Here is a 21,473-nt window from a genome sequence, read left to right as displayed (position 1 = left end):
TGCTGCACGAAATGCAGAAGCGCGATGCGAAGAAGGGTCTGGCGTCGCTGTGCATCGGCGGCGGCATGGGCGTGGCGCTGGCGGTGGAACGGCCGTAAGTCCACGCAACGTATCTACGCAGCACGAAGTACACACCGGCGCCGCGAAGACGCGACCCGACGCACCATCAAGATCATTACAAGCGTCGGGATAAAGGGAAGGCGCCGGTGCCATTCCGAGTTTCATCAATCTGAGAGATCTGTTCGAGAGGAGTATCAGCATGACTAAGCGAATCGCAGTGGTGACGGGCGGCATGGGCGGTCTGGGCGAGGCCATCAGCATCAAGCTGCACGACGCGGGCTATGCGGTCGTCGTGACGCATTCGCCGGGCAACGCCAAGGTGAATGAATGGCTCGCCGACATGGACCGCCGGGGCCGCAACATCCGCGCATTCGCCGTGGACGTCGCCGACTATGATTCCGCCCAACACTGCGTGGCGCAGATCCAGGCCGAAGTCGGTCCGATCGACATCCTCGTGAACAATGCGGGCATCACGCAGGACACCACCTTCAAGAAAATGACCAAGGTGAACTGGGACGCCGTGCTGCGCACCAATCTCGACTCGGTCTTCAACATGACCAAGCCGGTGTGCGAGGAAATGGTGTCGCGCGGCTGGGGCCGCATCATCAACATTTCGTCGGTGAATGGTTCCAAAGGCCAGATTGGGCAAACGAACTACTCGGCCGCCAAGGCCGGCATGCATGGCTTCACGAAGTCGCTCGCGCTCGAAGTCGCGAAGAAGGGCGTCACCGTCAACACGATCTCGCCGGGCTATCTCGCCACCAAGATGGTGACGGCGATTCCGCAAGAGATCCTCGACACGAAGATCCTGCCGCAGATCCCGGCCGGCCGCCTCGGCAAGCCGGAAGAAGTCGCGGCGCTCGTCGCATTCCTGTGTTCGGACGATGCGGGTTTCGTGACCGGTTCGAACATCGCGATCAACGGCGGTCAGCACATGAACTAAGGATGGCCGGCGGCGCACGGTCGCACGTGTGCCGCCCTGCTGCCGAAGCAGCGCGTTTCCTCATCTGAAACAATCGCTCGCCAGAGCAATCGTGCCCATGAATGATTTCTACAAAGGCACACCTTCATATAGCGTCGGTCATCTGGATGCGGCGATCGAGCATCTCGAACAGGTATTGAGTCTCGAAGGCGCAAATTCGCTGTTTTCGCAGACGTACTGGCGTGCGCGCGTCGTGCAGGCGCTGGCGACGCCGGGGCTTGCGCCCTGTCAATACGCCCGTCTGCAACGTTTGCTCGAGCGGATCGCCGAAGTCCGAGCAATGCGCAAGAACAGCCGGGGGTGTGAGCGGTCAATCCACGAGAGCCGCGCGGACACTCGTGCGCGGCGGCTGCCTTCGGCTTGATGATGCACTTTGTTTCCTCTGATCCGTGAAGAAATTCGCGGGCGCTTGTACCATTCGGGCCGTCCTCATTCATCACGGTTCACAAGCGCATGTCGAATCCACTTCAATCCCTCTTACGTTTGCGTCACGTACTCGGCGCATCCGCGCTCTCGCTTCTGCTCGCTGCATGCGGCACGACCAGCGATATCACCGCCGGGCCGCAACCGAACAGCTACACCGTCACGGGCAAGGCTACAGGCACGCGAATGTCCTGGGCCACCGCGCGCAAGGCCGCGATGGATGCCGCAACGGACTATTGCAAGCAACGCTCGCAACGCGTCTCGGTGAAGTCCGAAGCGACGAGCGGCGTGCGCTCGCTGGAAGAGCAGACGGCGAAGGTGTCGTTCACCTGCGTGCCGGACGCGACGACGGCTTCGGGCGGTGTCGCGCCGGCGCGGGACGAGTGATTTGCGGGGATCGGGCTGAGACACCTCGATGACAGCACGGGTGCCGAAGCAAGTCAGCTCATCAGCGAACTACAGAAGCGACTTGCCCTGAGCAAGAATCTTGTCGCAGACCTGCTTCGTGATCTGCTCCTTGAGTCCGCCGCCGCTGAGATCGAGCGTCTTGCCGCCGCCGCTGTCTAGCACGCCTTTCGCGCCATCGGTATAGCCGCTGTCCGTGGAAGGCGAGCCGCCGAGCTTGCTCATCAAGCCGTCCTTGACGGACGACGCACTGCCGCCGAGATAGTTGTTCTTCACGCAGAACTCGAGCACGCCGGCGACATTGCCCGTGCTACTGGATGTCAGCGAGTCCATCGACAAACCGTTTCCCAGGCCGCTCAGACTACCCAGTCCACCGCCGCCGCTGCTCTTTCCCTGATTGAGAAGGTTGCCGAGCTGCGCCTGCGCGATGGATGAACAGAGCAAGGTCGCAACGAGAATGCTGCCCGCGCCCACCTGTCGTTTTGAAAAGATCATGGAGCCTCCGCTGGGTGAACTCCCACTATAGTTGGTTTTCAGCGGGGCACCCGGCGGGCAGCGCAACAGCGTGAATGGCGAAACGCCGTGCGCAGCTATGCCGTAATTTCAATGCGCGTGCCGTCCGGCGCGGCTATGACAGCTTCGTAAAAACCGTCGCCCGTGATGCGGGGCGCCGCGATCAGCAAGCCCTCCGCACCGCAGCGCTGCGCCATCGTGTCGACTGCCGCGCGGCTGCCGAGTGCGATCGCGAGATGATCCCAGCCCACGTGATCGGCGATGTCGGCATTTGCGAGCCACGGCGCCGTCATCAGCTCGATCTGCGCGCCGCCGTCAGGCAACGTGACGAAGCAGGACACGAATCCTGGCCGGCGCTGGCTGCGATACGGCTCTCCGATCTTCGCGCCGAAGTGCGCGCGCCAGAATGCTGCCGCTGTTTTTAGATCGCGCGTCCAGAGCGCCACGTGCGCAACGTTCATTGACGCACCTCATTGGGCTCGCGTGCGGTCACCCTCCGCGCACAGACGGGCACGAAACAAAGCAAACCAGCCAGGAGCCAGAACGCGCCGGACAAGCCCACTTCCTTCGCGACAAAACCTACGCCCGCCGGTCCGAGCAGATGCCCGGCATAGCCCGTCATCGTGATGGCCGCGACGGCCAGCGTGGACGGCATCGCATGCTGGGTGCCCGCGCGTCGAAACAACACCGGCACCACGTTCGAAGCGCCGAGCCCGATCAGCACGAAGCCGCTCATCGCGCCAACGGCGGACGGCGCGGTCAGCAGCACGACGAAGCCCGCGATGGCAAGCAGCCCGCCCCAGTACACCATCGCGCGATCGCCGATGCGGGCCGTCAATGCATCGCCGCCGAAACGGCCTGCGGTCATCGCGATCGAGAAGCCCATGTAGCCCAGTCCGCCCTGCGCGGCCGCGACGATTCCGGTGCTGGTGAGCAGCAGCGCGCTCCAGTCGAGCAACGCGCCTTCCACGAGAAAGGTGATCGCAGCCAGCGCCGCCAGCAACAGCACGATGCCGCGCGGCACGGCGAACAAGGGTGCGTCGTTCGCGCTGGCGGTTTCGATCAGTCGAGGACGCGCCACGATCATCGCGCCGAACATGAGCCCCGCGCACAACGACGCGCTCAGTAACATGCCGATGTGCATCGACAGCAGGAACATCATGAGCAGCGAACCGGCGAATCCACCGACGCTGAACAGCGCGTGAAAACCGGACATCAGCGGTTGCTGCGCGGCGCGCTCGACTTCGACTGCATGGATGTTCATCGCGACATCGAGCGAGCCGAGACACGCGCCGAATCCGAGCAGGGCAATGCCGAGCGCGACGGGCGTGTCGGCCACCGTGAGCAGCGGCAGAATGGCGGCCAGCCCGGTCCCGCCCGCCACGATGATCGGCTTGCTGCCGTAGCGGGCGCTGAGCGCGCCGGTCATCATCATCGCGAAGACGGAACCGAGACCGATGCAGAGCAGCAGCATGCCGAGCACGCCGTCATCGACGCCGAGACGCTGCTTCGCGAACGGCACGAGCGGCGCCCAGCACGCGACCCCGAAGCCCGCGACGAGGAAGGCGAGCCGTGTCGCGAGACGCGCGGCCGGATGCGCCGCTTCTGAAGCACGCTGCTCGGGAAGGGAACGCGCGTTCATGATCCGACAGCCTCCGCAGCCGCCAGAACGGACGCGCCGCCTTTCGACAACGCCGCACGTTCCGCACGAGGCAGATCATGCTCGACGACAATGCTGCCGATCGCTTTGACGGCGGCGATGCGATGCGGCGCGCGGGCGTCGAACTTGTCGTTGAGCGCGAGCACGATGCCATGCCGGCTGGCGGCCAGCACCGCGCGTTTGAAGCTTGCGTCGGCGAGCGAGAAGGCGCTGATGCCCGCCTTCGACGAAATGGCGCACGAGCCGATGAAACAGCGGTCGATGTTCATCTGCGCGACCTGCTGCATGGCTTGCGCATCGACACACCCGCCGACCGCCGGATCGACGACGCCGCCGGTCATGATGAGCGGCAGGTCGGCGCGGCGCAGTACGGCGGCGGCGATATCGACGGAGTTGGTCGCGACCGTGAGGCCGAAGTCTTCCGGAAGCAGGGCGACCAGCGAGAGATTGGTGCTGCCGCTGTCGAGGAACAGAAGTTCGCCCGGTTCGATCAGCGGCACCGCCGCACGCGCCAGCGCTGCCTTGCGTTCCTGGGCCTGGTCGATCCGGCTGGCCATGGGCGCCGATGCCGGCGTGATCGGCAACGCGCCGCCGTACACCCGGCGGCAGCGGCCTTCCGCCGCCAGCGCGCGGAGATCGCGCCGGATGGCGTCTTCCGAGACATGGAATTCCGTGGCGAGCGCCGCCGCGACGACCGGCTGGCCTTGTGCGAGCCGCGCCGCGATCTCATCGCGGCGGGCGAGTGGGATGTCTTCATTCATGAGTGTGCATTCTAGTGTGCACAAACAAGAATGTAAACGTGCATAAACGTGCATGTGAACCATGCACGTCAATAGAGTTTCAGATGCCGTGCTCGCTCAGACGCGCGTCATACCAGCGGCAGAACTGGTCGAGCGCGGTTTCGGTGTAGCGCGAATACGGGCCCGGCACATAGGCCGGATCCTGCGTGCCGCTGTGCGTGTTCGCGACGAGATCGGCGTCCTGGCGCGTGGTGGCGAGCCAGACTTCCGTGAGCGTCGGCACGTCGTAGTCCACGCCTTCCACCGCATCCTCATGAACCAGCCACTTGGTGCGCACGACGGTCTTGTCCGGCGCGATCGGCAGAATGAAGGCGACAACCGCGTGATCGCTCATCACGTGGGTCCACGAATTGTGTCCCCACAGATGCACGTCGCCGAGGTCGCGGCGTTGCAGATCGCCGAGGAGTTTCGTGCTGGCCACGCGGGTCGAGATCGTCTGCGATTCGTTGCTGCCCGCAATGACGAGCCGCTGCGTGCGGAAATTGGTCTGCGCGCTTTCATCGACGGCTTCCACCAGCTCGCAGATGAAGCCGTCCCGCTCCCAGTCTTCGCGGCTTTTCTCGTTGCGCGCCGTATAGGCTTCGTAGTCCCTGACGGCTTCCTCGCCGAGACCGTCGAGACAGTAGCCGAAGTCTTCCGGCAGGAACGAATTGGACAGCTCGGGGTGCGTGCCTTCGCAGTGATAGCACTCGCGATTGTTCTCGATCACGAGCTTCCAGTTGCCGTTCTCGATGATCTCCGCCTCGAACGCAATCTTCGTGCGCTGCATCTGATGCGGCGCGAAGCGCGGCGTCATCGCCTGATCGAGCTTCATGACGTCTTCCGGCGGATCATCGGCGAGACACACGTAGATATGGCTGCCGATCACCTTCGTATGGACCGGGATCAGGCTCTTGCACTTGGCGTCGAAATCCTTGCCCATGTGCGCGGCGTGCTTGAGACTGCCGTCGAGATCGTAGGTCCATTGGTGATACGGACACACCAGCATGCCGACACTCGCCTTGCCCGCCTCCTTCATGATCCGCGAACCGCGATGACGGCAGACGTTGCGATAGGTGCGGATGTTGTCGTCGTCGTCGCGCACGATCATGATCGATGCCCGGCCCACTTCGACCGTGGAGACATCGCCCGGCTCGGGAATGTCCGCTGTCACGCCGGCGAGAATCCAGAGCTTGCTGAAGAAGACGTCGAGATCGTTCTCGAACACGTCCTGCCGACTGAATACTTCGCCCGGAAAGCCGCAGCCGGGCTCCCGGCTGTCGAGCAGTTCGCGATGGGTCTTGTGGGGAGTGGCTGACACGATGCGCTCCAGAGGAATGTGTTTCCGGCGGGCGTTCCCAGCCGCCGTACGCGCAGTATTGGAGTGCCGCCTGTGAGCGTCAATGTCCTTTAATCTCCGTCTCGCATTACTCTATGTTATGCGTATCGAGCCGTGAAAATTGAGGCAGAATCGCGCCTGCCGCAGTCTTCGAACGCTGTATTCACCGGACAGGAACCGTCGTCAGATGAAGAATGCAAGAGGCCCCAAAGGTTACAGGCGGATCATTCCTTCCATGACCGCGCTGGTCGAGTTCGAAGCCGTCGCGCGGCTCGGCAGCTTCACGCATGCGGCGAGCGAACTGGGCGTCAGTCAGGCGGCCGTCAGCCGGCAGGTGAAGGTGCTGGAAGAGACGCTCGGCGTGAGGCTGTTCCATCGCCTGCACCGCTCCATCTCGCTGACGGGCGAAGGCGAGTCGCTTTATCTGGTGGTCGCGGAGTCGATGCAGAAGATCGCGGGCGTGTTCGACCGTCTTTCCACTGGTTTCGAGCAGCGCGAACTCGTGCTGGCGTCCACCGCCGCCTTCTCGCAGCTGCGCCTCGTTCCCCGTCTGGCCAGCCTGAAGCGGCTGCAACCGAAGCTGCAACTGCGCCTGACCGATCCGATGTTCATCGCGGACCTGCGTCACAACGAAGTCGATGTCGCGGTGCGTTTCGGCGACGGTTCCTGGACGGACGGCACCTCGACCTATCTGTTCGACGAAGAAGTGTTCCCCGTGTGCTCGCCCGACTGGCTGCGCGAACACGAGGCGCCGGAGACGCTCGAAGCGCTCGCGCAGATGCCGCTGATCGGCTCGGATTCGACTTCGGAAGGCTGGATGGGCTGGGAGGCGTGGTTTGCGTCGGTGGGGCATCGCCCGGCGCGCCTGAATTACGCGCTTCGCTGCAGCATTTATTCCGATGCCGTGCTGGCGGCGCGCTGCGGGCAGGGCGTGTCGCTCGGCTGGGCGCGGCTCGTGACGGACTTCCTGGCGTCGGGTGAACTGGTGCGGCTGCATACGGCGTCATGCAAGCCCGCCGACGCGTACTACATCGTGGTTCCGCACGGACGGTCGATTACCTCGTCCATCGACGGCCTGGTCGAATGGCTGCATGAGGAACCCGCCGTGCCCGACAAGCGGGAAGAGGGCGCTGCTGCGTCACAGGACGCGGGCAGCGCCGGAAAAACCGCTTACTGACTCGCGCCCCGGCCGATGCCGGCCTTCTTCTGCGCGTCCTGGATGTCCTGCGGATATTTGGCGTCGTCGCGCACGGCCGGGTTGTAGCCGGCGTCCTCGAGCTTCTTGAGTTCGGCGTTCTTCTTGGCGCGGGCCTGCTTGCGGGCGGCCTTGCGCGCCGCTTTCTGGTCGGCCTTGGTGGTGGGCGCGGCCTGCGTGGCGCCATTGGTGGCGGCGCTGTCCTGGGCGCTGGCGAGCGGCGCGACCGACAGCCCGAATACGGCCGCCATCAGGGAAACGGCAAGTCTGCTGCCGAGCGTTGCTTTCATAGCCTCTCCAGAGAGATCGGTTGAACGTCGCGCGGCCGGAATGGGCCGCGAAAACCGGTGAAACAACTCGCAAGCACTTTCTCCGGGCCGATGACGCTTTCCTCGTGGCCGTGGCGGCTGTATGCCGTGCGTCGATTGTAAGGCGGCGCGCGCAAATATTCAGGGAGGCGCAAGGATGGCCGCGTCCGTTTCGGAAGCCGATACGATGTACCCTTCGCCCACCCGTCCGGCGGCTCCCGCGCGGCGGATTCAAAGCGGTTATGATGCGCACCGGCTGGAACCACAATTACAACTTTAGAAACGGCCGCGGCGATTGGCGTCATCCAGACAGCCGGTTCTCGCCGGGCGGCCGCCACGCTTAATCGGAGCTGTTTATGCCCTTGCGGTCCGGTGTCGACGAGGCCAGCTTTCGTCGGATTCTTCTGCGCAACATCACGCTGCCGCTCGCGACGGGCATCGTCACGGCGGTCGCCTTCCTGGCGCTCGTGCTGTATCTGCTTTCGGGCATCAACTGGGTCGAGCATTCCGAGCGCGTAATCGGCAATGCGCAGGAGATCGGCCGGCTGGTCAGCGACAAGGAGAGCGCGGTTCGCGGCTTCCTGCTGACCGGCGACGAGTCCTTCCTCGCGCCCTATGAGACGGCGAAGCCGAAGCTGTCGGCGGATATCGACACGCTCGCGGGCCTCGTGTCCGACAACACGCCGCAGGTGGACCGCCTGATCCGCATCCGCGCGTTGCAGGCGCAATGGGACAAGGTGGCCGACGCGCTGATCGACGCGCGCCGCCGCCAGCAGGATTCCGCCGCGCTCGTGCGTGCCGGACGCGGTTCCGCGGAACGCGCGGAATCCGGGCGTGAGCTCGACGCCTTTCTCAACATCGAGCAGACGCTGCGCTTGCAGCGTATTGAATCCGCCAGGCAACTGACGACGATTACCGTCGCCGTGTTCATGATCCTGAGCCTGGCGCTTTCGGTCGTGCTGGCGGTGTTCGGCCGGCGCGAGCTGATGGGCCTGTCGGGCGCGTTCGGCGCGGCGATCGACGAACAGGAACGGCAGACGAAAGCGCTCCAGGAGCAGGCGTGGCTGCGCGACGGCCAGCGGCAGCTTGCGGAGACGGTCATCGGACGGCAAACGCTGGATCAGCTGTGCCAGTCCATTCTCGATTTCCTCTCCGATTACCTGAAGATTTCGCTCGGCACGTTCTATGTGCGCGAAGCCGACGGCACGCTCAAGCGCACCGCCAGCTTCGGCTTCGATCCGGCCAGCGCGGCGGTGCCGGGATCGCTGGCGGGCGTGACGAGTCTGGTCGGGCAAGCGGTGCATGCGCGCAAGCTGACGAGCGTCGCCGAGGTGCCGTCCGGTTACTGGAAGGTCACCTCGGCGCTCGGCGGGAGCGCGCCGGCGAGTCTCGTGATCGTGCCGATCGAAAACGAAGGGCGCGCGAACGGCGCACTCGAACTCGGCGCGATGCACGCGCTCAGTCCGCGCGACCGGCAGTTCCTGGAGTTGGTGGCGCGGAACATCGGCGATTTCGTCGATGCGGCGCAGTATCGCGAGCGCTTGCAGCGCGTGCTGGAGGAAACGCAGCAACTGAACGAAGAATTGCAGATGCAGCAGGAAGAACTGCGCACCACCAACGAAGAACTGGAGCAGCAGACGACCGCGCTTTCCCAGGCACAGGCTTATCTTGCGAACCAGAAGGCCGAGCTGGAGCAGACCAACGATCAACTGGCGGAGCAGGCGCGCGTGCTCGACGAGCGCAATTCGGCGCTCAACGCGGCGCAGGGCGAACTCGAAACGCGCGCCGATGCGTTGCAGCGCGCGAGCCGCTACAAGTCGGAGTTCCTGGCGAACATGTCGCACGAACTGCGCACGCCGTTGAACAGCTCGCTGATTCTCGCGAAGCTGCTTTCCGAGAACAAGAGCGGCAACCTGAACGGCGATCAGATCAAGTATGCGCAGACCATCTATTCCGCGGGCAACGACCTGCTGAACCTGATCAACGACATCCTCGATCTTTCGAAGGTCGAGGCGGGCAAGCTGGATCTGCATATCGAGGACGTGCCGCTGCAACGCATCGTGGAAACGCTGCGGCGCACGTTCGAACCGCTCGCGCGGCAGAAGCAGCTCACGCTCGAACTGCGCAACGAGATGGCCGGCTATCCGACGCTCGAAACCGACGCGCGGCGGCTCGAACAGGTGTTGAAGAATCTGCTGTCGAACGCGATCAAGTTCACGGATGCCGGCGTCGTTTCGCTGACGCTGCGGAACGCGGATTCCTCGCGTGCGGTGGAGTTCGAAGTAAAGGACACGGGTATCGGCATCGCGACGGATCAGCTCGATGCGATCTTCGAGGCGTTCCAGCAAGCCGATGGCACCACGAGCCGTCATTACGGCGGCACGGGCTTGGGCCTGTCGATTTCACGCAGCCTGGCGCACTTGCTCGGCGGCACGATTGCGGTGCGCAGCGTCCCGGGCACGGGCAGCACCTTTACGCTGACGATGCCGCTTGCGTATGACGCGGCTGTTGAAGTTCCGCAAGCTTTGGAGCCGGTGGAATCCGTGGATGAAGTTGAAGTGGTGGAACCGATGGCAGCAGTCGAGCCCGCCCGCGTGATCGACGACGATCGCCACGACGATCCCGCGCCTGGCCGTCGCCTCGTGCTGGTGGTCGAGGACGACGCGCGCTTCGCCCAGGTGCTGTTCGATCTCGCGCACGAGCTGGACTATCGCTGCATCGTGAGCGGCACGGCAGGCGAGGCGTTGCGGCTCGCGCAGGAGAGCGCGCCGAGCGCCATTCTGCTCGACATCGGCTTGCCGGACCGCTCAGGCCTGGTGCTGTTGCAGGAATTGAAGGCGAATGCGCGGACGCGGCATATTCCCGTGCATGTGGTGTCGGCGACGGACCGCAGCGAAGCGGCGCTGCATCTCGGGGCGATCGGCCATGCGGTCAAGCCGACCACACGCGAGCAGTTGCTGGAGATTTTCCAGCGGCTCGAGGAAAAGAGCAGCCAGAAGATCAAGCGCGTGCTGCTGGTGGAAGACGATGCGCGTCAGCGCCAGAGCATCGTCGAACTGATCAGCGATGCGGACGTGGAGATCACGCCGGTCGAATACGGACGCGAAGCGCTCGACATGCTGAAGACGACGATCTTCGACTGCATGATCATCGACCTGAAACTGCCGGACATGCAGGGCGGCGACCTGCTGCGCCAGATGGCCGCGATCGACGCCTATTCGTTCCCGCCGGTGATCGTCTACACGGGCCGCAACCTGACGCATGACGAGGAAGCGGAGTTGTTGCGCTATTCGCAGTCGATCATCATCAAGGGCGCGCGCTCGCCGGAACGTCTGCTCGATGAAGTGACGCTGTTCCTGCACAAGGTGGAAACGGATCTGTCGGCGGACCGCCAGGCGATGCTGCATGTGTCGCGTTCGCGGGATCGCGTGCTGGATGGCCGGCGCGTGCTGCTGGTGGACGACGACATCCGCAACATTTTCTCGCTGTCGAGCGCGCTGGAGCATCAGGGGCTGAAGGTGGAGATCGGCCGCAACGGCTTCGAGGCGATCGAGGCGCTCAACAAGAATCCGGGCATCGACGTCGTGCTGATGGATGTGATGATGCCGGGCATGGACGGACTGGAGGCGACGCGGCGCATCCGCGAGGATGCGCGCTTCAGGAAGCTGCCGGTCATCGCGATCACGGCGAAGGCGATGAAGGACGATCAGGAACAGTGTCTCGCGGCGGGGGCGAGTGACTATCTGGCAAAGCCGATCGACATCGACCGGCTTTACTCGTTGTTGAGGGTGTGGATGGCGCGGCGCGTGTAGAATCGGACGGGCATTCTATCGAGTGCTTGAGTTGAACGCGGCGCTCGAGCGCCGCTTCCGCATTGAAGATGCAAGTCGATACCGAAGCAGTTCGAGGAACTGCTTGATGGAGAATCCGGGATGAGACTGACGTCGCTTGAACTACACAATTACCGTTGCTACACGTCTTTCACAGTCTCGTTCGAGCTGGGTTTCAACGTCATCGCAGGTGTGAATGGCAGCGGGAAAACTTCTCTCCTGAAGGGAATCCGCGATGCACTGGCGCCGAGCACGCATTATGTAGCGGCTTCGGACGGCTATTTCGAACCGTTGAATGATCGGGATTCAGTGCGAATCAGCGTTGAGGCATTTGGCTCGCGCTATCGATTCGAGCCTCAATATCCCATGAAGCTTGTTGCCAACGGTCAAATAGGCGGCGAGGCCTTGGGCTGGACTGTGGAGCGGCATGGTGAAGCCGTTCAGACTTCAATTCAGGATGACAGTCCTGGCTTGGTCATTCGGAAGCGATTCGACGGCGGTGATTCGGCAGGCAACACATCTTCACAAGATCCGCTTCCCATACTTGCATACTATCCCGCTTATCGTCACTGGCCTGCTGCTCAGGCGCGCGAACTTGCCGCAGTAACCCGACGCGAATCAAGGGTCTCTGGCTACTCGAATTGGTGGGACGCGTCCGCGGATCCGGATGCAGTTCAGGAATGGGTCATCGCCAAGACGTTGGAGCGCCTTCAGTCCGTGACGGACCAAGGCGCTCGCTGGGACGCCATCGTCGATGATGAACTCGCTATTGCCAATGGCGCGCTTCAGGCCGTGGTGGAAGATGCGAAGGGTCTGCGCTACGAGATGGCTCAAAAGAGCCTGATCATGGAGTGGCTCAGCGGCAAGACGCCTACCGCTTTTGGCAATCTGAGCGACGGCCAGCGCGTCGCGATTGCGTTGGTGACGGATATCGCCCGGCGGATGTGCTTGCTCAATCCCCAACTGAAGCAGAACGTGGCGCAGGAAACGCCCGGAGTGGTTCTCATCGACGAACTGGACATTCATCTTCATCCCAAGTGGCAGCGTCTGATCGTGAGAGGTTTGACTCAAGCATTTCCGCGTGTGCAGTTCATTACCGCGAGCCACTCTCCGCAGATCCTGAGCGAATTGCATCCCAGCGAAATCATTCTGCTTCAGCCAGACGGTTTCGAGCGGCCGCAAGTCAGCTATGGACTCGATTCCAGCCGCATCCTCGAACAGATCATGGATGCAAAGCCTCGGCCAGCCGAAGTCGAACAGGCTCTGTCTGAGTTGTTCGCGGCTATCGAGCGGAATGATCTCTCGAATGCGCGTAACCGCCTGACCAGTTTGAAGGCGTTGGCACCGGGCATTCCTGAACTGGCAGGCGCTGAAGCCTTGATCAAGCGGAAAGAGGTTTTGGGCCGATGAAGAACGTGGTGAAGGGCGCTGCTCCGGAGGCTTTCGAGAAATGGAAGACGGACGGGGACGAAGGCTGGGAGCCGAGCTATGCGCAGTTGCAGAACCCCGAGAAGCAGGCGCTGCACAGGGCCTTGCTCGCAGAGCAGGGCTGGGTGTGTTGCTATTGCGGCCGCGAGGTCACGCTGGATGATAGCCATATCGAACATTTTCGGCCGCAGGATCAATTCGAGGCGTTGCAGTTGAGCTTCGAGAACCTGCACGCCTCCTGCCTGAAGAACATCGGAGCCGGCTTGCCGCGACATTGCGGGCATGCTAAAGGCAACCGCTTTGATGAGCGCAGGATCATTGATCCGCAGGATGCGACCTGTGAAAAGCGATTCGTGTACACCGCGCTCGGTACGATTACGCCTGCCGATCCTTCCGACGAACCCGCGAGATACATGAACGAGCTTTTATCGCTGGATATTCCGTTCTTGCGAGCGGCGCGCGCCGAAGTGCTCGGAAATGCGCTGGATGCCAATTTTCTGTCGACCGCCAGCGACGAAGACCTGTCGCAACTTCGGGACGCCTTCAGCCGCCCCGACGGCGACGGAAGGCTTCCCTCTTTCGGCCATGTGATTGCTCGCTACGCCGGGCAATACCTTCCGTCGTCAGATCTCTAGCGGCCTAGATATTCAACGCCCGCTTGTCCACCGCGAGCGCCGCTTCGCGCATCACCTCCGAAAGCGAAGGATGCGGATGGCAAATCCGTCCGATATCCTCGGCCGCCGCCTTGAACTCCATCGCGACAACGGCTTCCGCGATCAGATCCGACGCGTTCGCCGAAATGATATGCACGCCGAGAATCTCGTCGGTCTTGGCATCGGCGATGATCTTGATGAAGCCATCGGTCTCGCCGATGCCCATTGCGCGGCCATTGGCGAGCATCGGGAACTGCCCTGCCTTGACCTCGCGGCCCTCCGCCTTCAGCGCCTGCTCGGTCTGCCCGACCCACGCGATCTCCGGGTGCGTGTAGATCACCCACGGAATGCAGTTGTAGTCGATATGCGGCTTCTGCCCGTCGATGATCTCCGCCACCAGCACGCCTTCGTCCTCGGCCTTGTGGGCGAGCATCGGGCCGCGCACGACATCGCCGATCGCGTACACGTTCGGTACCTTCGTCGCGCAATGACCGTCGACGGGAATGAAGCCGCGCTCATCGGCCGCCAGACCGATTGAATCGAGGCCGAGATTGTCGGTGTTGGGCACGCGGCCAATCGACACGATCAGCCGGTCCGCGTCCAGCGTCTGCGCGTTGCCGTCCTTGTCCTGGTAGGAAATCGACACGCTCGAATCCGTGGTCTTCACGCCGTCAATCTTGACGCCGAGATGAATGGCCAGGCCCTGCTTCTTGAACAGCTTGGCGGCTTCCTTCTGCAGCGCGGTATCCGTGGTGCCGAGGAATTCGGGCAGCGCTTCGAGAATCGTCACTTCCGCGCCGAGCCGACGCCACACCGAGCCGAGTTCCAGCCCGATCACGCCCGCGCCGATCACCGCGAGCTTCTTCGGCACGGAGGTGAAGGCGAGGGCGCCTTCGTTGTCGGAGACGATCTTGTTGTCCACCGGCACGTTCGGCAGATGCCGCGCCTTCGAGCCCGTCGCGATGATCACGTGCTGCGCGGTGTGGCTTTCGCTCTTGCCGTCGCCGCTCACTTCGATCTTGAAGTTGCCGCCATCCTTGCCGGCGAGCTTGCCGTGACCTTTGAGCCAGGTGATCTTGTTCTTGCGGAACAGGAATTCCACGCCGCCGGTGATCTTTTCGACGATCGCTTCCTTGCGTCCGACCATCTTCTCGACATCGACGGACAGGTTGTCCATCTTGATGCCGAAGTCGCCGAAGTGAAGGCTGGCCTTCTCGAATTCCTCCGACGATGCCAGCAACGCTTTAGACGGAATGCAGCCGACGTTCAGGCAGGTGCCGCCGAGTTTCGGCTTGCCCGCCGGATTGATCCATTCCTCGACGCAGGCGACCTTGCGGCCGAGTTGCGCGGCGCGGATCGCGGCGATATAGCCGCCCGGCCCTGAGCCGATCACGATGACGTCGAAATCGGCTTTCTGACCGGCCGGGGCGGATGCGGGCGCGGGTGCGGCGGCTTGCGCGGGTGCTGCGGGCTTCTCAGGCGTTGCGGGTGCAGCGGCTGCTGCCGGCTTTTCAGCTGCCGCAGGGGCCGCCGATGCCTTCGCTTCGGTATCGATCACGGCGAGCACTTCATCGGCGTGAACGATGTCGCCTGCTTTCTTCAGCACTTCCACGAGCGTGCCGGCGCCGGGCGCGGGCACTTCGAGCACAACCTTGTCAGTTTCCAGTTCGACGAGCGTTTCGTCTTGTGCCACGGCGTCGCCCGCATTTTTCTTCCACGGCAGCATCGTCGCTTCAGTGACGGATTCGGAAAGCTGCGGAACCTTGACTTCAACCCTGGCCATTCAGATTCTCCTTGTGAGCGAGCGCGTTGTTCGCGATTGGAAACGTCCGGCGCGGCGCCTTGCGGACGCGGCCTTGCACGGCCGGCCCCGCGCGCCGAAGTCGTAGGATACGCCGTGTCCGTAGCCCGCGCGCGGCAAGGCACGGACGGCCAGTGCGTTTTCGTCGTCGCTATATTCGGTGGTATATTGCAAAAAAGCTTTCGACTGATCTTGCCGGGGCGCCATCTCGCGTCTGCGCGCGGCATCCGCGCTCGTCCTGGCCCTGCCGATCGAGCCCGAGGTGATCATGCAAACCCCGCCGTTCCAACTCGCGCGCACGCATGCCCATGCGCATGGCGACGCCTGCTGCCAGCCGGGCGAGGCCGTTCCGCGTCCGGTGCGCCGTCGCGCGCGCCTCGCGGAACTGGACTCGCATCTGCACTGCTCGGTCATCGGTACGTGTCTTTCGACGGGCGAGCTGCGCAAGCTCGTGCCGAAGTTCACCGACCTCGACCGCTATCACGCGAGCGATCTGGAGATCCATCACGCGGCGGTCGAGCTGGCCATTGCCGGCGGCGCGGGTGCGAAGGCGCTGCACAAGGCGCTCGACGAACGGTATTCAGGCGCGATCCGCCGCTTCGACAGCGCGCGCGATACCCAGGCGCTGCTCGATCTGTGGAACGAAGCGCTCAAATCCGGCGACATTCCGCCTGCTTACTGGGCCGTGATGTCGCATCCGCACGCGAGCATCGAAGTGCGGCAGTACGCGTTCGGCGAACTGCACATGCTGTCGCATCTGGTCGGCGCGGCGAATCGCGCGGACATTCGGCGTCTGGTCGCGCTCGAAGCCGAGAACCAGGAACTCGGCGACAAGCTGGAGCGCCAGCAGGCGCGGGTGCTGGAATTGAGCGCCGAACGCGATGCCGCCGTCAGGCAGGCGCATGAGCTTGCCTTGCAGTTGGCCGCGCGCAAGCCGGAACGCTCGACCATCGAACTCGAAGACGAAATCGAGCGTCTGCGCGAGAAGGTCGAGGACGGCGAACGGCGCCTGGCGCTGCATACGAGCCGTCGTGAAAGTGTCGAGCAGCGCGTGCTGCAGGAAGAGGAACAGTCGCGCGCATTGCGCAACAGCCTGGGCGAGACGCAGGCGTTGTTGAAGGTGGTGCAGGCGGAATGCGCGGCGCTCGAACGCGCGACGCTCGCCGCCGGCGATGAGCCCGAGACACGCCGGCGCGCGGTCGAATGGCTGGAAGGGAAGCGCATCGTCTATGTGGGCGGCAGGCCGAATTCGAATGCACTGCTCAGGTCGCTGACGGCTGCGGCGGGCGGCGAACTGGTTGTGCACGATGGCGGCATCGAAGATCGCAAGGGCTTGCTTGCGGCGGCGCTGCCGAATGCCGACGCGGTGCTGTTTCCCGTCGATTGCATCGATCACGATTCGATGAACATGCTCAAGCGTGTTTGCGAGCGTCACGGCGTGCCGTATTCACCGCTGCGTACGGCGAGCGTGGCGAGTTTCGTGGAGTTCGTCGGGCGGCTTGGCGCGGGCGCGCGGGATGTGAGCCCGGCGTCACCGCCGCCATCGGCCTTCTGTCTGCGTCACGGCTAGCTGGAAAGCTTCGGGGCTCAGGGTTTGAGCAATTGCGTGAGAGAAGCGATCTGCCGGGCGCAGGCTGCCTCGGCCTGAGCTTCGACATCGCGATACAGCTTGATGATGCGTTCGCCGACCGGCGTGAGCACGCAGCCGCCGCCGCTTTGGCCGCCTTGCTCGGAGAGCGTCGCGGGTGACTTGAGCGAGCGGTTCAGTTCGTCGACGAGCAGCCACGCGCGCCGGTACGACATGTCAAGGCTGCGTGCGGCCGCCGATATCGAACCTTGCTCGCGGATCGCTTCGAGCAGCGCAACCTTGCCCGGACCGAGCGCGATGGTTTCGCCTTTGGTGATGCGCATGCGAAAGCGCACTTCGGCCGGCTGCTTTGCCGTGTCCGCTTCCTTTGCGCTGTCCTTGGATTTGAGGGTCGTCGCCATGCCCGAGAGAATACACGAACGACATCGGCGCGATGGGCTATGACTGCCCCGGATAGCAGAACGCGTAATCCTCGCAGCCCGGACAACCCGGCGCGCACGTGGGCGCGACGCCTTCCGCGCAGGCCACTTCCTGAGCCAGAAACTTCTTCCAGCGCAGATTCGCCGTGTTCCGCGCGACCAGCGCGGGATAGTGACGCTGCAGCATGTCGGTGACGTCGTCGCGGCCGTCGAGACCGAGGTCGCGCCAGAGATGATTCGGACGCAAGGTCGCGGCCGAGATGATGGTCGCGAGACACAGTGCGTCGTGCCATGCGTGTGTCGCGGTGCGGTCGTGCCACATCAGCAGGCCGTGCAGACGGCGGACGAACGCATGATGGGGCGTCAGCACGATCTGCCGCGGGGCTTCCGGGGCATTCGACGCATGCGGGAAATGACGGTCGAGCAATGCGGCGAGTGCGATGCGATCGAGGCCCAGCAGGGCCGTATCGCCCGCTTCGATGCGCGCGCCGATCAGCCGCGCGAACAGCACGGTATCGGCGGAAGGAGGCGCGACGGCGTGAGTCAGCAACGCGCGCGTGGCATCGTTCATGGGTGCGAGGTTCCCAGAATGTGAGCATCGACGCGCACGAGGCGTTTCATGTGCCGCGGCGCATGAACCGTGTCCGCGCCGGATACGAGCACCGGCAGGCCGTCTTCGACACCCAGTTCGCGATCCGCGCATTCGTAGGCGACGATCACTTGCGCGCCGATCGGCGTGTTGAACAGCTCATGCCATGAGAAGGTGACGGCATAGCCGTCGTGCGCCTGCGCGAGGAACACCGTGCGCTTGAAATCCGTATTGTCCGGCCGACGCACGCCCGCCGCGTCCAGCAGCGTGCGCAACAGGACGCCGCGATAGCTTCCCATCGGACGGATATAACGGCCGGTCGAAAAGCAGATCAGATCGAACGGCTCGATGCGCGTGCAGGCGAACTCGCGCAACGCGGGAACATCGAGCCTGAGAGGCATTTGCACCGCGCCACCGATCTCCACGTGCGGGCTGCGAATTTCCTCGCTGAGTGAAAGCATGTGAGCAGGGCTTCTGGTTGGAATGAGCGAAAGGACATCGAAAGCTGCGCGCGGGTTGGCGTGGCTGCTCAAGACGGCTTGGGCCGGACATCGCTGTATCACTGAATATATTACGGGATCGTCGCTCATGACATCTTCTTCGGGAAATGTCGTGTATCTGCCTTTTCAGGGTTTCGGTGTTCGATTCTTGAAAGGCGCTGCGTGTGCTGGTTGTCAGCATGACATCGGCAGGCGCCAGCGAGTTTCTTTCGTAATCCATTCTGCGTTGATCGGAAAGAAAGCAATTTGTACGGATTCTTGCCTGAGAGTTTTAGTTCGGATGGCGTAGTAATCGACGAGGTATCTGGATCGCCAACGGCGCGCTTCGGGATCATTTCAAGGTAAAGCTTGCGCTGGTTGGTCATCGTCCCAAGTAATTGCGACAGTTGCTTTTGAGTCTTCTGCAAACGTTTTCTGCGCGGACGCGCACGTGCTTGCTCGCAGCCGCCGGGCGCTCGGTTGAGTAGCGCACAGAACAACATTTCCAGACTGCCATTCTTGCCCCACATCGCGTTATCCGCATCACCAGAGGCGGCGCGACTGCTCATACGGGGAAAACATGAGGAACTCGAACAAATATGAATTGAGGACGGCACTCAGGCTTAGCGTGCTCGTCATTGCTGCGGCGGTGTCGAATCTTTCACATGCAGCTTCCTCACAGGATGCTTGCAATAACCTGACATCGACGGGTTGTGTGGTCGGGACGCAGACCATGGCCGCGGCTGTACCGGCCACGCAGTCTGTGGCGCAGGCGGCCGTGTTGCCGGGACGCTCGGTTGCGTTGAGGAGCGGTAGCCGGAGCAACGGTACGTCGGGCACCGGCACCGCCGGCAGCAGCACCGGTACGGGCAGCGGCAGCGGTAGCGCCGGGAACGGGGCATCCGGTCAGGGAGGCGGCGCGACGTCGGGAGGCGGCGCTGTGTCCGCCGGTGGGCAAGGGGGCGGTTCGAGTTCGGGTGTGGGTGGATCGAGTGGCGGTTCGGGTGGGACGGGTGGAGGGGGTAGCACGAGCGGGGGTAGTACGGGAGGGGGTAGTACAGGCGGAGGTAGCACGGGAGGGGGCACTACGGGCGGGGGCAGTACAGGCGGAGGTAGTACAGGAGGGGGTAGTACGGGAGGAGGCAGCACAGGCGGAGGTAGTACGGGAGGGGGCAGCACGGGTGATGGCGGCGGCAACGGTCATGGTCACGGTCACGGCGGTGACGGTCATGGCCATGGCGACGGCGGTCATGGCGATGGTGGCCACGGCGATGGTGGCCATGGCGACGGCGGCCATGGTGACGGCGGTCATGGTGATGGCGGCCATGGTGATGGTGGTCATGGCGACGGCGGTCATGGTGATGGCGGCCATGGCGATGGTGGCCATGGTGATGGTGGTCATGGCGACGGTGGCCATGGTGATGGTGGTCATGGCGACGGTGGCCACGGTGACGGTGGCCATGGTGACGGCGGTCATGGTGATGGCGGCCATGGTGATGGCGGTCATGGTGACGGTGGTCATGGTGACGGCGGTCACGGCGATGGTGGCCATGGTGATGGCGGTCATGGTGACGGTGGTCATGGTGATGGTGGCCACGGCAACGGCGACGGCGGTCATGGCGACGGTGGTCACGGCGATGGCGGTCACGGTGACGGCGGCCACGGCGATGGCGGTCACGGCGTTGGTGGCGGCAATGGCAGCAGCGGTCATGGCGATGGTGGCCATGGCGATGGCGGTCACGGCGTTGGTGGCGGCAATGGCAGCAGCGGTCACGGCGATGGTGGCCACGGTGACGGAGGTCATGGCGACGGCGGCCACGGCGTCGGCGGTGGCACCGGCAGCAGCGGCGGTCACGGCGATGGCGGCCACGGCGACGGCGGTCATGGTGATGGCGGCCACGGTGTCGGCGGTGCCAACGGCAGCGGTGGTCACGGTGACGGTGGTCATGGCGACGGCGGCCACGGCGTCGGCGGTGGCACCGGCAGCAGCGGCGGTCACGGCGATGGTGGCCACGGCGACGGCGGTCATGGCGACGGCGGCCACGGTGTCGGCGGTGCCAACGGCAGCGGCGGTCACGGCGATGGTGGTCACGGCGATGGTGGCCACGGCGACGGCGGTCATGGCGACGGCGGCCACGGTGTCGGCGGTGCCAACGGCAGCGGTGGTCATGGCGACGGCGGTCATGGCGACGGCGGTCATGGTGTTGGCGGCGGCAATGGCAGCGGCGGTCACGGCGATGGTGGTCACGGTGACGGCGGCCATGGCGTTGGCGGCCACGGCGTTGGCGGCGGCAACGGCAGCGGTGGTCACGGTGACGGCGGCCATGGCGATGGCGGCCACGGCGTTGGCGGCGGTAACGGCAGCGGTGGTCACGGCGATGGAGGCCATGGCGACGGTGGCCACGGCGTTGGCGGCGGCAGCGGCAGCAGCGGCGGTCACGGCGATGGCGGCCATGGAGCCGGCAGCGTTGGTGGCCATGGCGATGGTGGCCACGGCAACGGTGGTGGCGGCCACGGCAACGGTGGTGGCGGCCACGGCAACGGTGGTGGTGGTCACGGCAATGGCGGCGGCGGCCACGGCAATGGCGGTGGTGGCGGTGGCGGTGGTGGCGGTGGCGGCGGCGGTGGTGGCGGCGGCGGCGGCAACCACTAACCCCAGCACAAGAACGCTAACTACAAGCCAAGAAAGCACGAGATCGACCGGACTCGCACGTTCCGGCCGGCCTCGTGCCATCGACACACCCACGATCGACTCAAGACCCGGGCGCGGACCCCAATCAGCGCCCGGTTCTTCTCCCCTCGCAACGCCCTTCCATGCAATACTCCCGGTCTGACATTCGCGAAAAACGGTCGTCCAAATCAGCCTGAGCGCGCAAGCGCCCTAAACCGCTGATCGAAAGACCGCGCACACGTCACTCAAACCACTCGGTTCGGGCTGACCAGCGTTTCCTCCGACATCCCGTCGGAACCGTTACGAGCCGTCGTGTTTCCGCGCGATTCGCTCGTACTTATCGGAACGCGC

At 63.9% G+C, this 21,473-nt stretch carries 21 protein-coding genes and 1 pseudogene; 9 read left to right on the top strand and 13 right to left on the bottom strand.

Annotated features, from left to right (window positions below):
- From QCE64_RS27670 to QCE64_RS27655, 4 genes are all read left to right on the top strand, one after another.
- Positions 1–98 (top strand): hypothetical protein (locus tag QCE64_RS27670; protein ID WP_309934219.1); only part of this gene is annotated, 98 nt, incomplete at its 5' end.
- Between the two features lie 161 nt (positions 99–259).
- Positions 260–1,003 (top strand): acetoacetyl-CoA reductase, encoded by a 744-nt coding sequence (phbB, locus tag QCE64_RS27665; RefSeq protein ID WP_309925242.1) that lies wholly within the window; start codon positions 260–262, stop codon positions 1,001–1,003.
- 97 nt (positions 1,004–1,100) lie between these two features.
- Positions 1,101–1,406 (top strand): hypothetical protein, encoded by a 306-nt coding sequence (locus tag QCE64_RS27660; RefSeq protein WP_310007315.1) that lies wholly within the window; start codon positions 1,101–1,103, stop codon positions 1,404–1,406.
- A gap of 89 nt (positions 1,407–1,495) precedes the next feature.
- Positions 1,496–1,852 (top strand): hypothetical protein, encoded by a 357-nt coding sequence (locus QCE64_RS27655; RefSeq protein ID WP_309925239.1) that lies wholly within the window; start codon positions 1,496–1,498, stop codon positions 1,850–1,852.
- A gap of 69 nt (positions 1,853–1,921) precedes the next feature.
- Here the strand turns inward: QCE64_RS27655 and QCE64_RS27650 are convergent, their stop codons facing one another.
- From QCE64_RS27650 to QCE64_RS27630, 5 genes are all read right to left on the bottom strand, one after another.
- Complete coding sequence (locus QCE64_RS27650; protein WP_309925237.1) at positions 1,922–2,365, bottom strand: DUF2501 domain-containing protein; 444 nt, start codon at positions 2,363–2,365, stop codon at positions 1,922–1,924.
- A 95-nt stretch (positions 2,366–2,460) separates the two neighbouring features.
- A complete protein-coding gene (locus QCE64_RS27645) occupies positions 2,461–2,844 on the bottom strand; it encodes a VOC family protein (protein WP_310007313.1) in 384 nt (127 codons plus the stop codon).
- The gene (locus QCE64_RS27640) at positions 2,841–4,025 is read right to left on the bottom strand and encodes an MFS transporter (protein WP_310007311.1); all 1,185 of its coding nucleotides are present in this window, start codon (positions 4,023–4,025) and stop codon (positions 2,841–2,843) included. The genes QCE64_RS27645 and QCE64_RS27640 overlap by 4 nt, the downstream gene beginning before the upstream one ends.
- A complete protein-coding gene (locus tag QCE64_RS27635; RefSeq protein WP_310007310.1) occupies positions 4,022–4,804 on the bottom strand; it encodes a DeoR/GlpR family DNA-binding transcription regulator in 783 nt (260 codons plus the stop codon). Before QCE64_RS27635 ends, QCE64_RS27640 begins: the two co-directional genes overlap by 4 nt.
- Positions 4,805–4,883: 79 nt before the next feature.
- On the bottom strand, positions 4,884–6,143 hold the full coding sequence (locus QCE64_RS27630; protein ID WP_309925228.1) for an aromatic ring-hydroxylating dioxygenase subunit alpha: 1,260 nt from the start codon (positions 6,141–6,143) through the stop codon (positions 4,884–4,886).
- 253 nt (positions 6,144–6,396) lie between these two features.
- On the opposite strand from QCE64_RS27630, the gene QCE64_RS27625 reads away from it, so the two are divergent.
- Entirely contained in the window at positions 6,397–7,338 is a 942-nt protein-coding gene (locus QCE64_RS27625; protein ID WP_309925225.1) for a LysR substrate-binding domain-containing protein, read from the top strand.
- Here QCE64_RS27625 and QCE64_RS27620 read toward each other — a convergent pair.
- On the bottom strand, positions 7,332–7,646 hold the full coding sequence (locus QCE64_RS27620; protein WP_309925223.1) for a hypothetical protein: 315 nt from the start codon (positions 7,644–7,646) through the stop codon (positions 7,332–7,334). The genes QCE64_RS27625 and QCE64_RS27620 overlap by 7 nt on opposite strands.
- A 374-nt stretch (positions 7,647–8,020) precedes the next feature.
- On the opposite strand from QCE64_RS27620, the gene QCE64_RS27615 reads away from it, so the two are divergent.
- From QCE64_RS27615 to QCE64_RS27605, 3 genes are all read left to right on the top strand, one after another.
- Complete coding sequence (locus tag QCE64_RS27615; RefSeq protein WP_310007308.1) at positions 8,021–11,476, top strand: response regulator; 3,456 nt, start codon at positions 8,021–8,023, stop codon at positions 11,474–11,476.
- Positions 11,477–11,596: 120 nt separating this feature from the next.
- Complete coding sequence (locus QCE64_RS27610; protein ID WP_310007306.1) at positions 11,597–12,904, top strand: AAA family ATPase; 1,308 nt, start codon at positions 11,597–11,599, stop codon at positions 12,902–12,904.
- On the top strand, positions 12,901–13,557 hold the full coding sequence (locus QCE64_RS27605; protein WP_310007304.1) for a retron system putative HNH endonuclease: 657 nt from the start codon (positions 12,901–12,903) through the stop codon (positions 13,555–13,557). The genes QCE64_RS27610 and QCE64_RS27605 overlap by 4 nt, the downstream gene beginning before the upstream one ends.
- A 4-nt stretch (positions 13,558–13,561) precedes the next feature.
- Here QCE64_RS27605 and lpdA read toward each other — a convergent pair whose 3' ends face one another.
- The gene (gene lpdA, locus QCE64_RS27600) at positions 13,562–14,971 is read right to left on the bottom strand and encodes a dihydrolipoyl dehydrogenase (protein WP_310007403.1); all 1,410 of its coding nucleotides are present in this window, start codon (positions 14,969–14,971) and stop codon (positions 13,562–13,564) included.
- A 168-nt stretch (positions 14,972–15,139) separates the two neighbouring features.
- Positions 15,140–15,358: pseudogene (locus tag QCE64_RS27595) on the bottom strand (biotin/lipoyl-containing protein); the annotation flags it as partial.
- Positions 15,359–15,644: 286 nt separating this feature from the next.
- Between QCE64_RS27595 and QCE64_RS27590 the strand changes: the two are divergent.
- Complete coding sequence (locus tag QCE64_RS27590; RefSeq protein WP_310007302.1) at positions 15,645–16,946, top strand: DUF2325 domain-containing protein; 1,302 nt, start codon at positions 15,645–15,647, stop codon at positions 16,944–16,946.
- Between the two features lie 17 nt (positions 16,947–16,963).
- On the opposite strand, the gene QCE64_RS27585 is transcribed toward QCE64_RS27590, so the two are convergent.
- The 5 genes from QCE64_RS27585 to QCE64_RS27565 all read right to left on the bottom strand — a co-directional run bounded on the left by QCE64_RS27585 (position 16,964) and on the right by QCE64_RS27565 (position 21,101).
- Positions 16,964–17,365, bottom strand: coding sequence for a LysR family transcriptional regulator (locus QCE64_RS27585; RefSeq protein WP_309818066.1), 402 nt, complete (start codon positions 17,363–17,365; stop codon positions 16,964–16,966).
- 37 nt (positions 17,366–17,402) lie between these two features.
- Positions 17,403–17,954: a nitrogen fixation protein NifQ gene (locus tag QCE64_RS27580; protein WP_310007300.1), complete on the bottom strand. Its 552-nt coding sequence runs from the start codon at positions 17,952–17,954 to the stop codon at positions 17,403–17,405.
- Entirely contained in the window at positions 17,951–18,433 is a 483-nt protein-coding gene (locus QCE64_RS27575) for a molybdopterin-dependent oxidoreductase (protein WP_310007298.1), read from the bottom strand. The genes QCE64_RS27580 and QCE64_RS27575 overlap by 4 nt, the downstream gene beginning before the upstream one ends.
- Positions 18,434–18,558: 125 nt before the next feature.
- Positions 18,559–19,020 carry a hypothetical protein gene (locus QCE64_RS27570; protein ID WP_310007296.1) on the bottom strand — a complete coding sequence of 154 codons (462 nt, stop codon included), beginning with the start codon at positions 19,018–19,020 and terminating at the stop codon, positions 18,559–18,561.
- 107 nt (positions 19,021–19,127) lie between these two features.
- A complete protein-coding gene (locus QCE64_RS27565; protein WP_310007294.1) occupies positions 19,128–21,101 on the bottom strand; it encodes a hypothetical protein in 1,974 nt (657 codons plus the stop codon).
- Positions 21,102–21,473: the final 372 nt, after the last annotated feature.

This window comes from Caballeronia sp. LZ043, assembly GCF_031451075.1.
GTDB lineage: Bacteria > Pseudomonadota > Gammaproteobacteria > Burkholderiales > Burkholderiaceae > Caballeronia.
Note: the sequence above shows the minus strand (reverse complement) of the source record. Positions and strands in the feature narration are given on the sequence as shown.

Coding starts and splice junctions, on each gene's coding strand:
- phbB (WP_309925242.1), top strand. CDS start 260: ATGACTAAGCGAATCGCAGTGGTGACGGGCGGCATGGGCGGTCTGGGC.
- QCE64_RS27660 (WP_310007315.1), top strand. CDS start 1,101: ATGAATGATTTCTACAAAGGCACACCTTCATATAGCGTCGGTCATCTG.
- QCE64_RS27655 (WP_309925239.1), top strand. CDS start 1,496: ATGTCGAATCCACTTCAATCCCTCTTACGTTTGCGTCACGTACTCGGC.
- QCE64_RS27650 (WP_309925237.1), bottom strand. CDS start 2,365: ATGATCTTTTCAAAACGACAGGTGGGCGCGGGCAGCATTCTCGTTGCG.
- QCE64_RS27645 (WP_310007313.1), bottom strand. CDS start 2,844: ATGAACGTTGCGCACGTGGCGCTCTGGACGCGCGATCTAAAAACAGCG.
- QCE64_RS27640 (WP_310007311.1), bottom strand. CDS start 4,025: ATGAACGCGCGTTCCCTTCCCGAGCAGCGTGCTTCAGAAGCGGCGCAT.
- QCE64_RS27635 (WP_310007310.1), bottom strand. CDS start 4,804: ATGAATGAAGACATCCCACTCGCCCGCCGCGATGAGATCGCGGCGCGG.
- QCE64_RS27625 (WP_309925225.1), top strand. CDS start 6,397: ATGACCGCGCTGGTCGAGTTCGAAGCCGTCGCGCGGCTCGGCAGCTTC.
- QCE64_RS27620 (WP_309925223.1), bottom strand. CDS start 7,646: ATGAAAGCAACGCTCGGCAGCAGACTTGCCGTTTCCCTGATGGCGGCC.
- QCE64_RS27615 (WP_310007308.1), top strand. CDS start 8,021: ATGCCCTTGCGGTCCGGTGTCGACGAGGCCAGCTTTCGTCGGATTCTT.
- QCE64_RS27610 (WP_310007306.1), top strand. CDS start 11,597: ATGAGACTGACGTCGCTTGAACTACACAATTACCGTTGCTACACGTCT.
- QCE64_RS27605 (WP_310007304.1), top strand. CDS start 12,901: ATGAAGAACGTGGTGAAGGGCGCTGCTCCGGAGGCTTTCGAGAAATGG.
- QCE64_RS27590 (WP_310007302.1), top strand. CDS start 15,645: ATGCAAACCCCGCCGTTCCAACTCGCGCGCACGCATGCCCATGCGCAT.
- QCE64_RS27585 (WP_309818066.1), bottom strand. CDS start 17,365: ATGGCGACGACCCTCAAATCCAAGGACAGCGCAAAGGAAGCGGACACG.
- QCE64_RS27580 (WP_310007300.1), bottom strand. CDS start 17,954: ATGAACGATGCCACGCGCGCGTTGCTGACTCACGCCGTCGCGCCTCCT.
- QCE64_RS27575 (WP_310007298.1), bottom strand. CDS start 18,433: ATGCTTTCACTCAGCGAGGAAATTCGCAGCCCGCACGTGGAGATCGGT.
- QCE64_RS27570 (WP_310007296.1), bottom strand. CDS start 19,020: ATGAGCAGTCGCGCCGCCTCTGGTGATGCGGATAACGCGATGTGGGGC.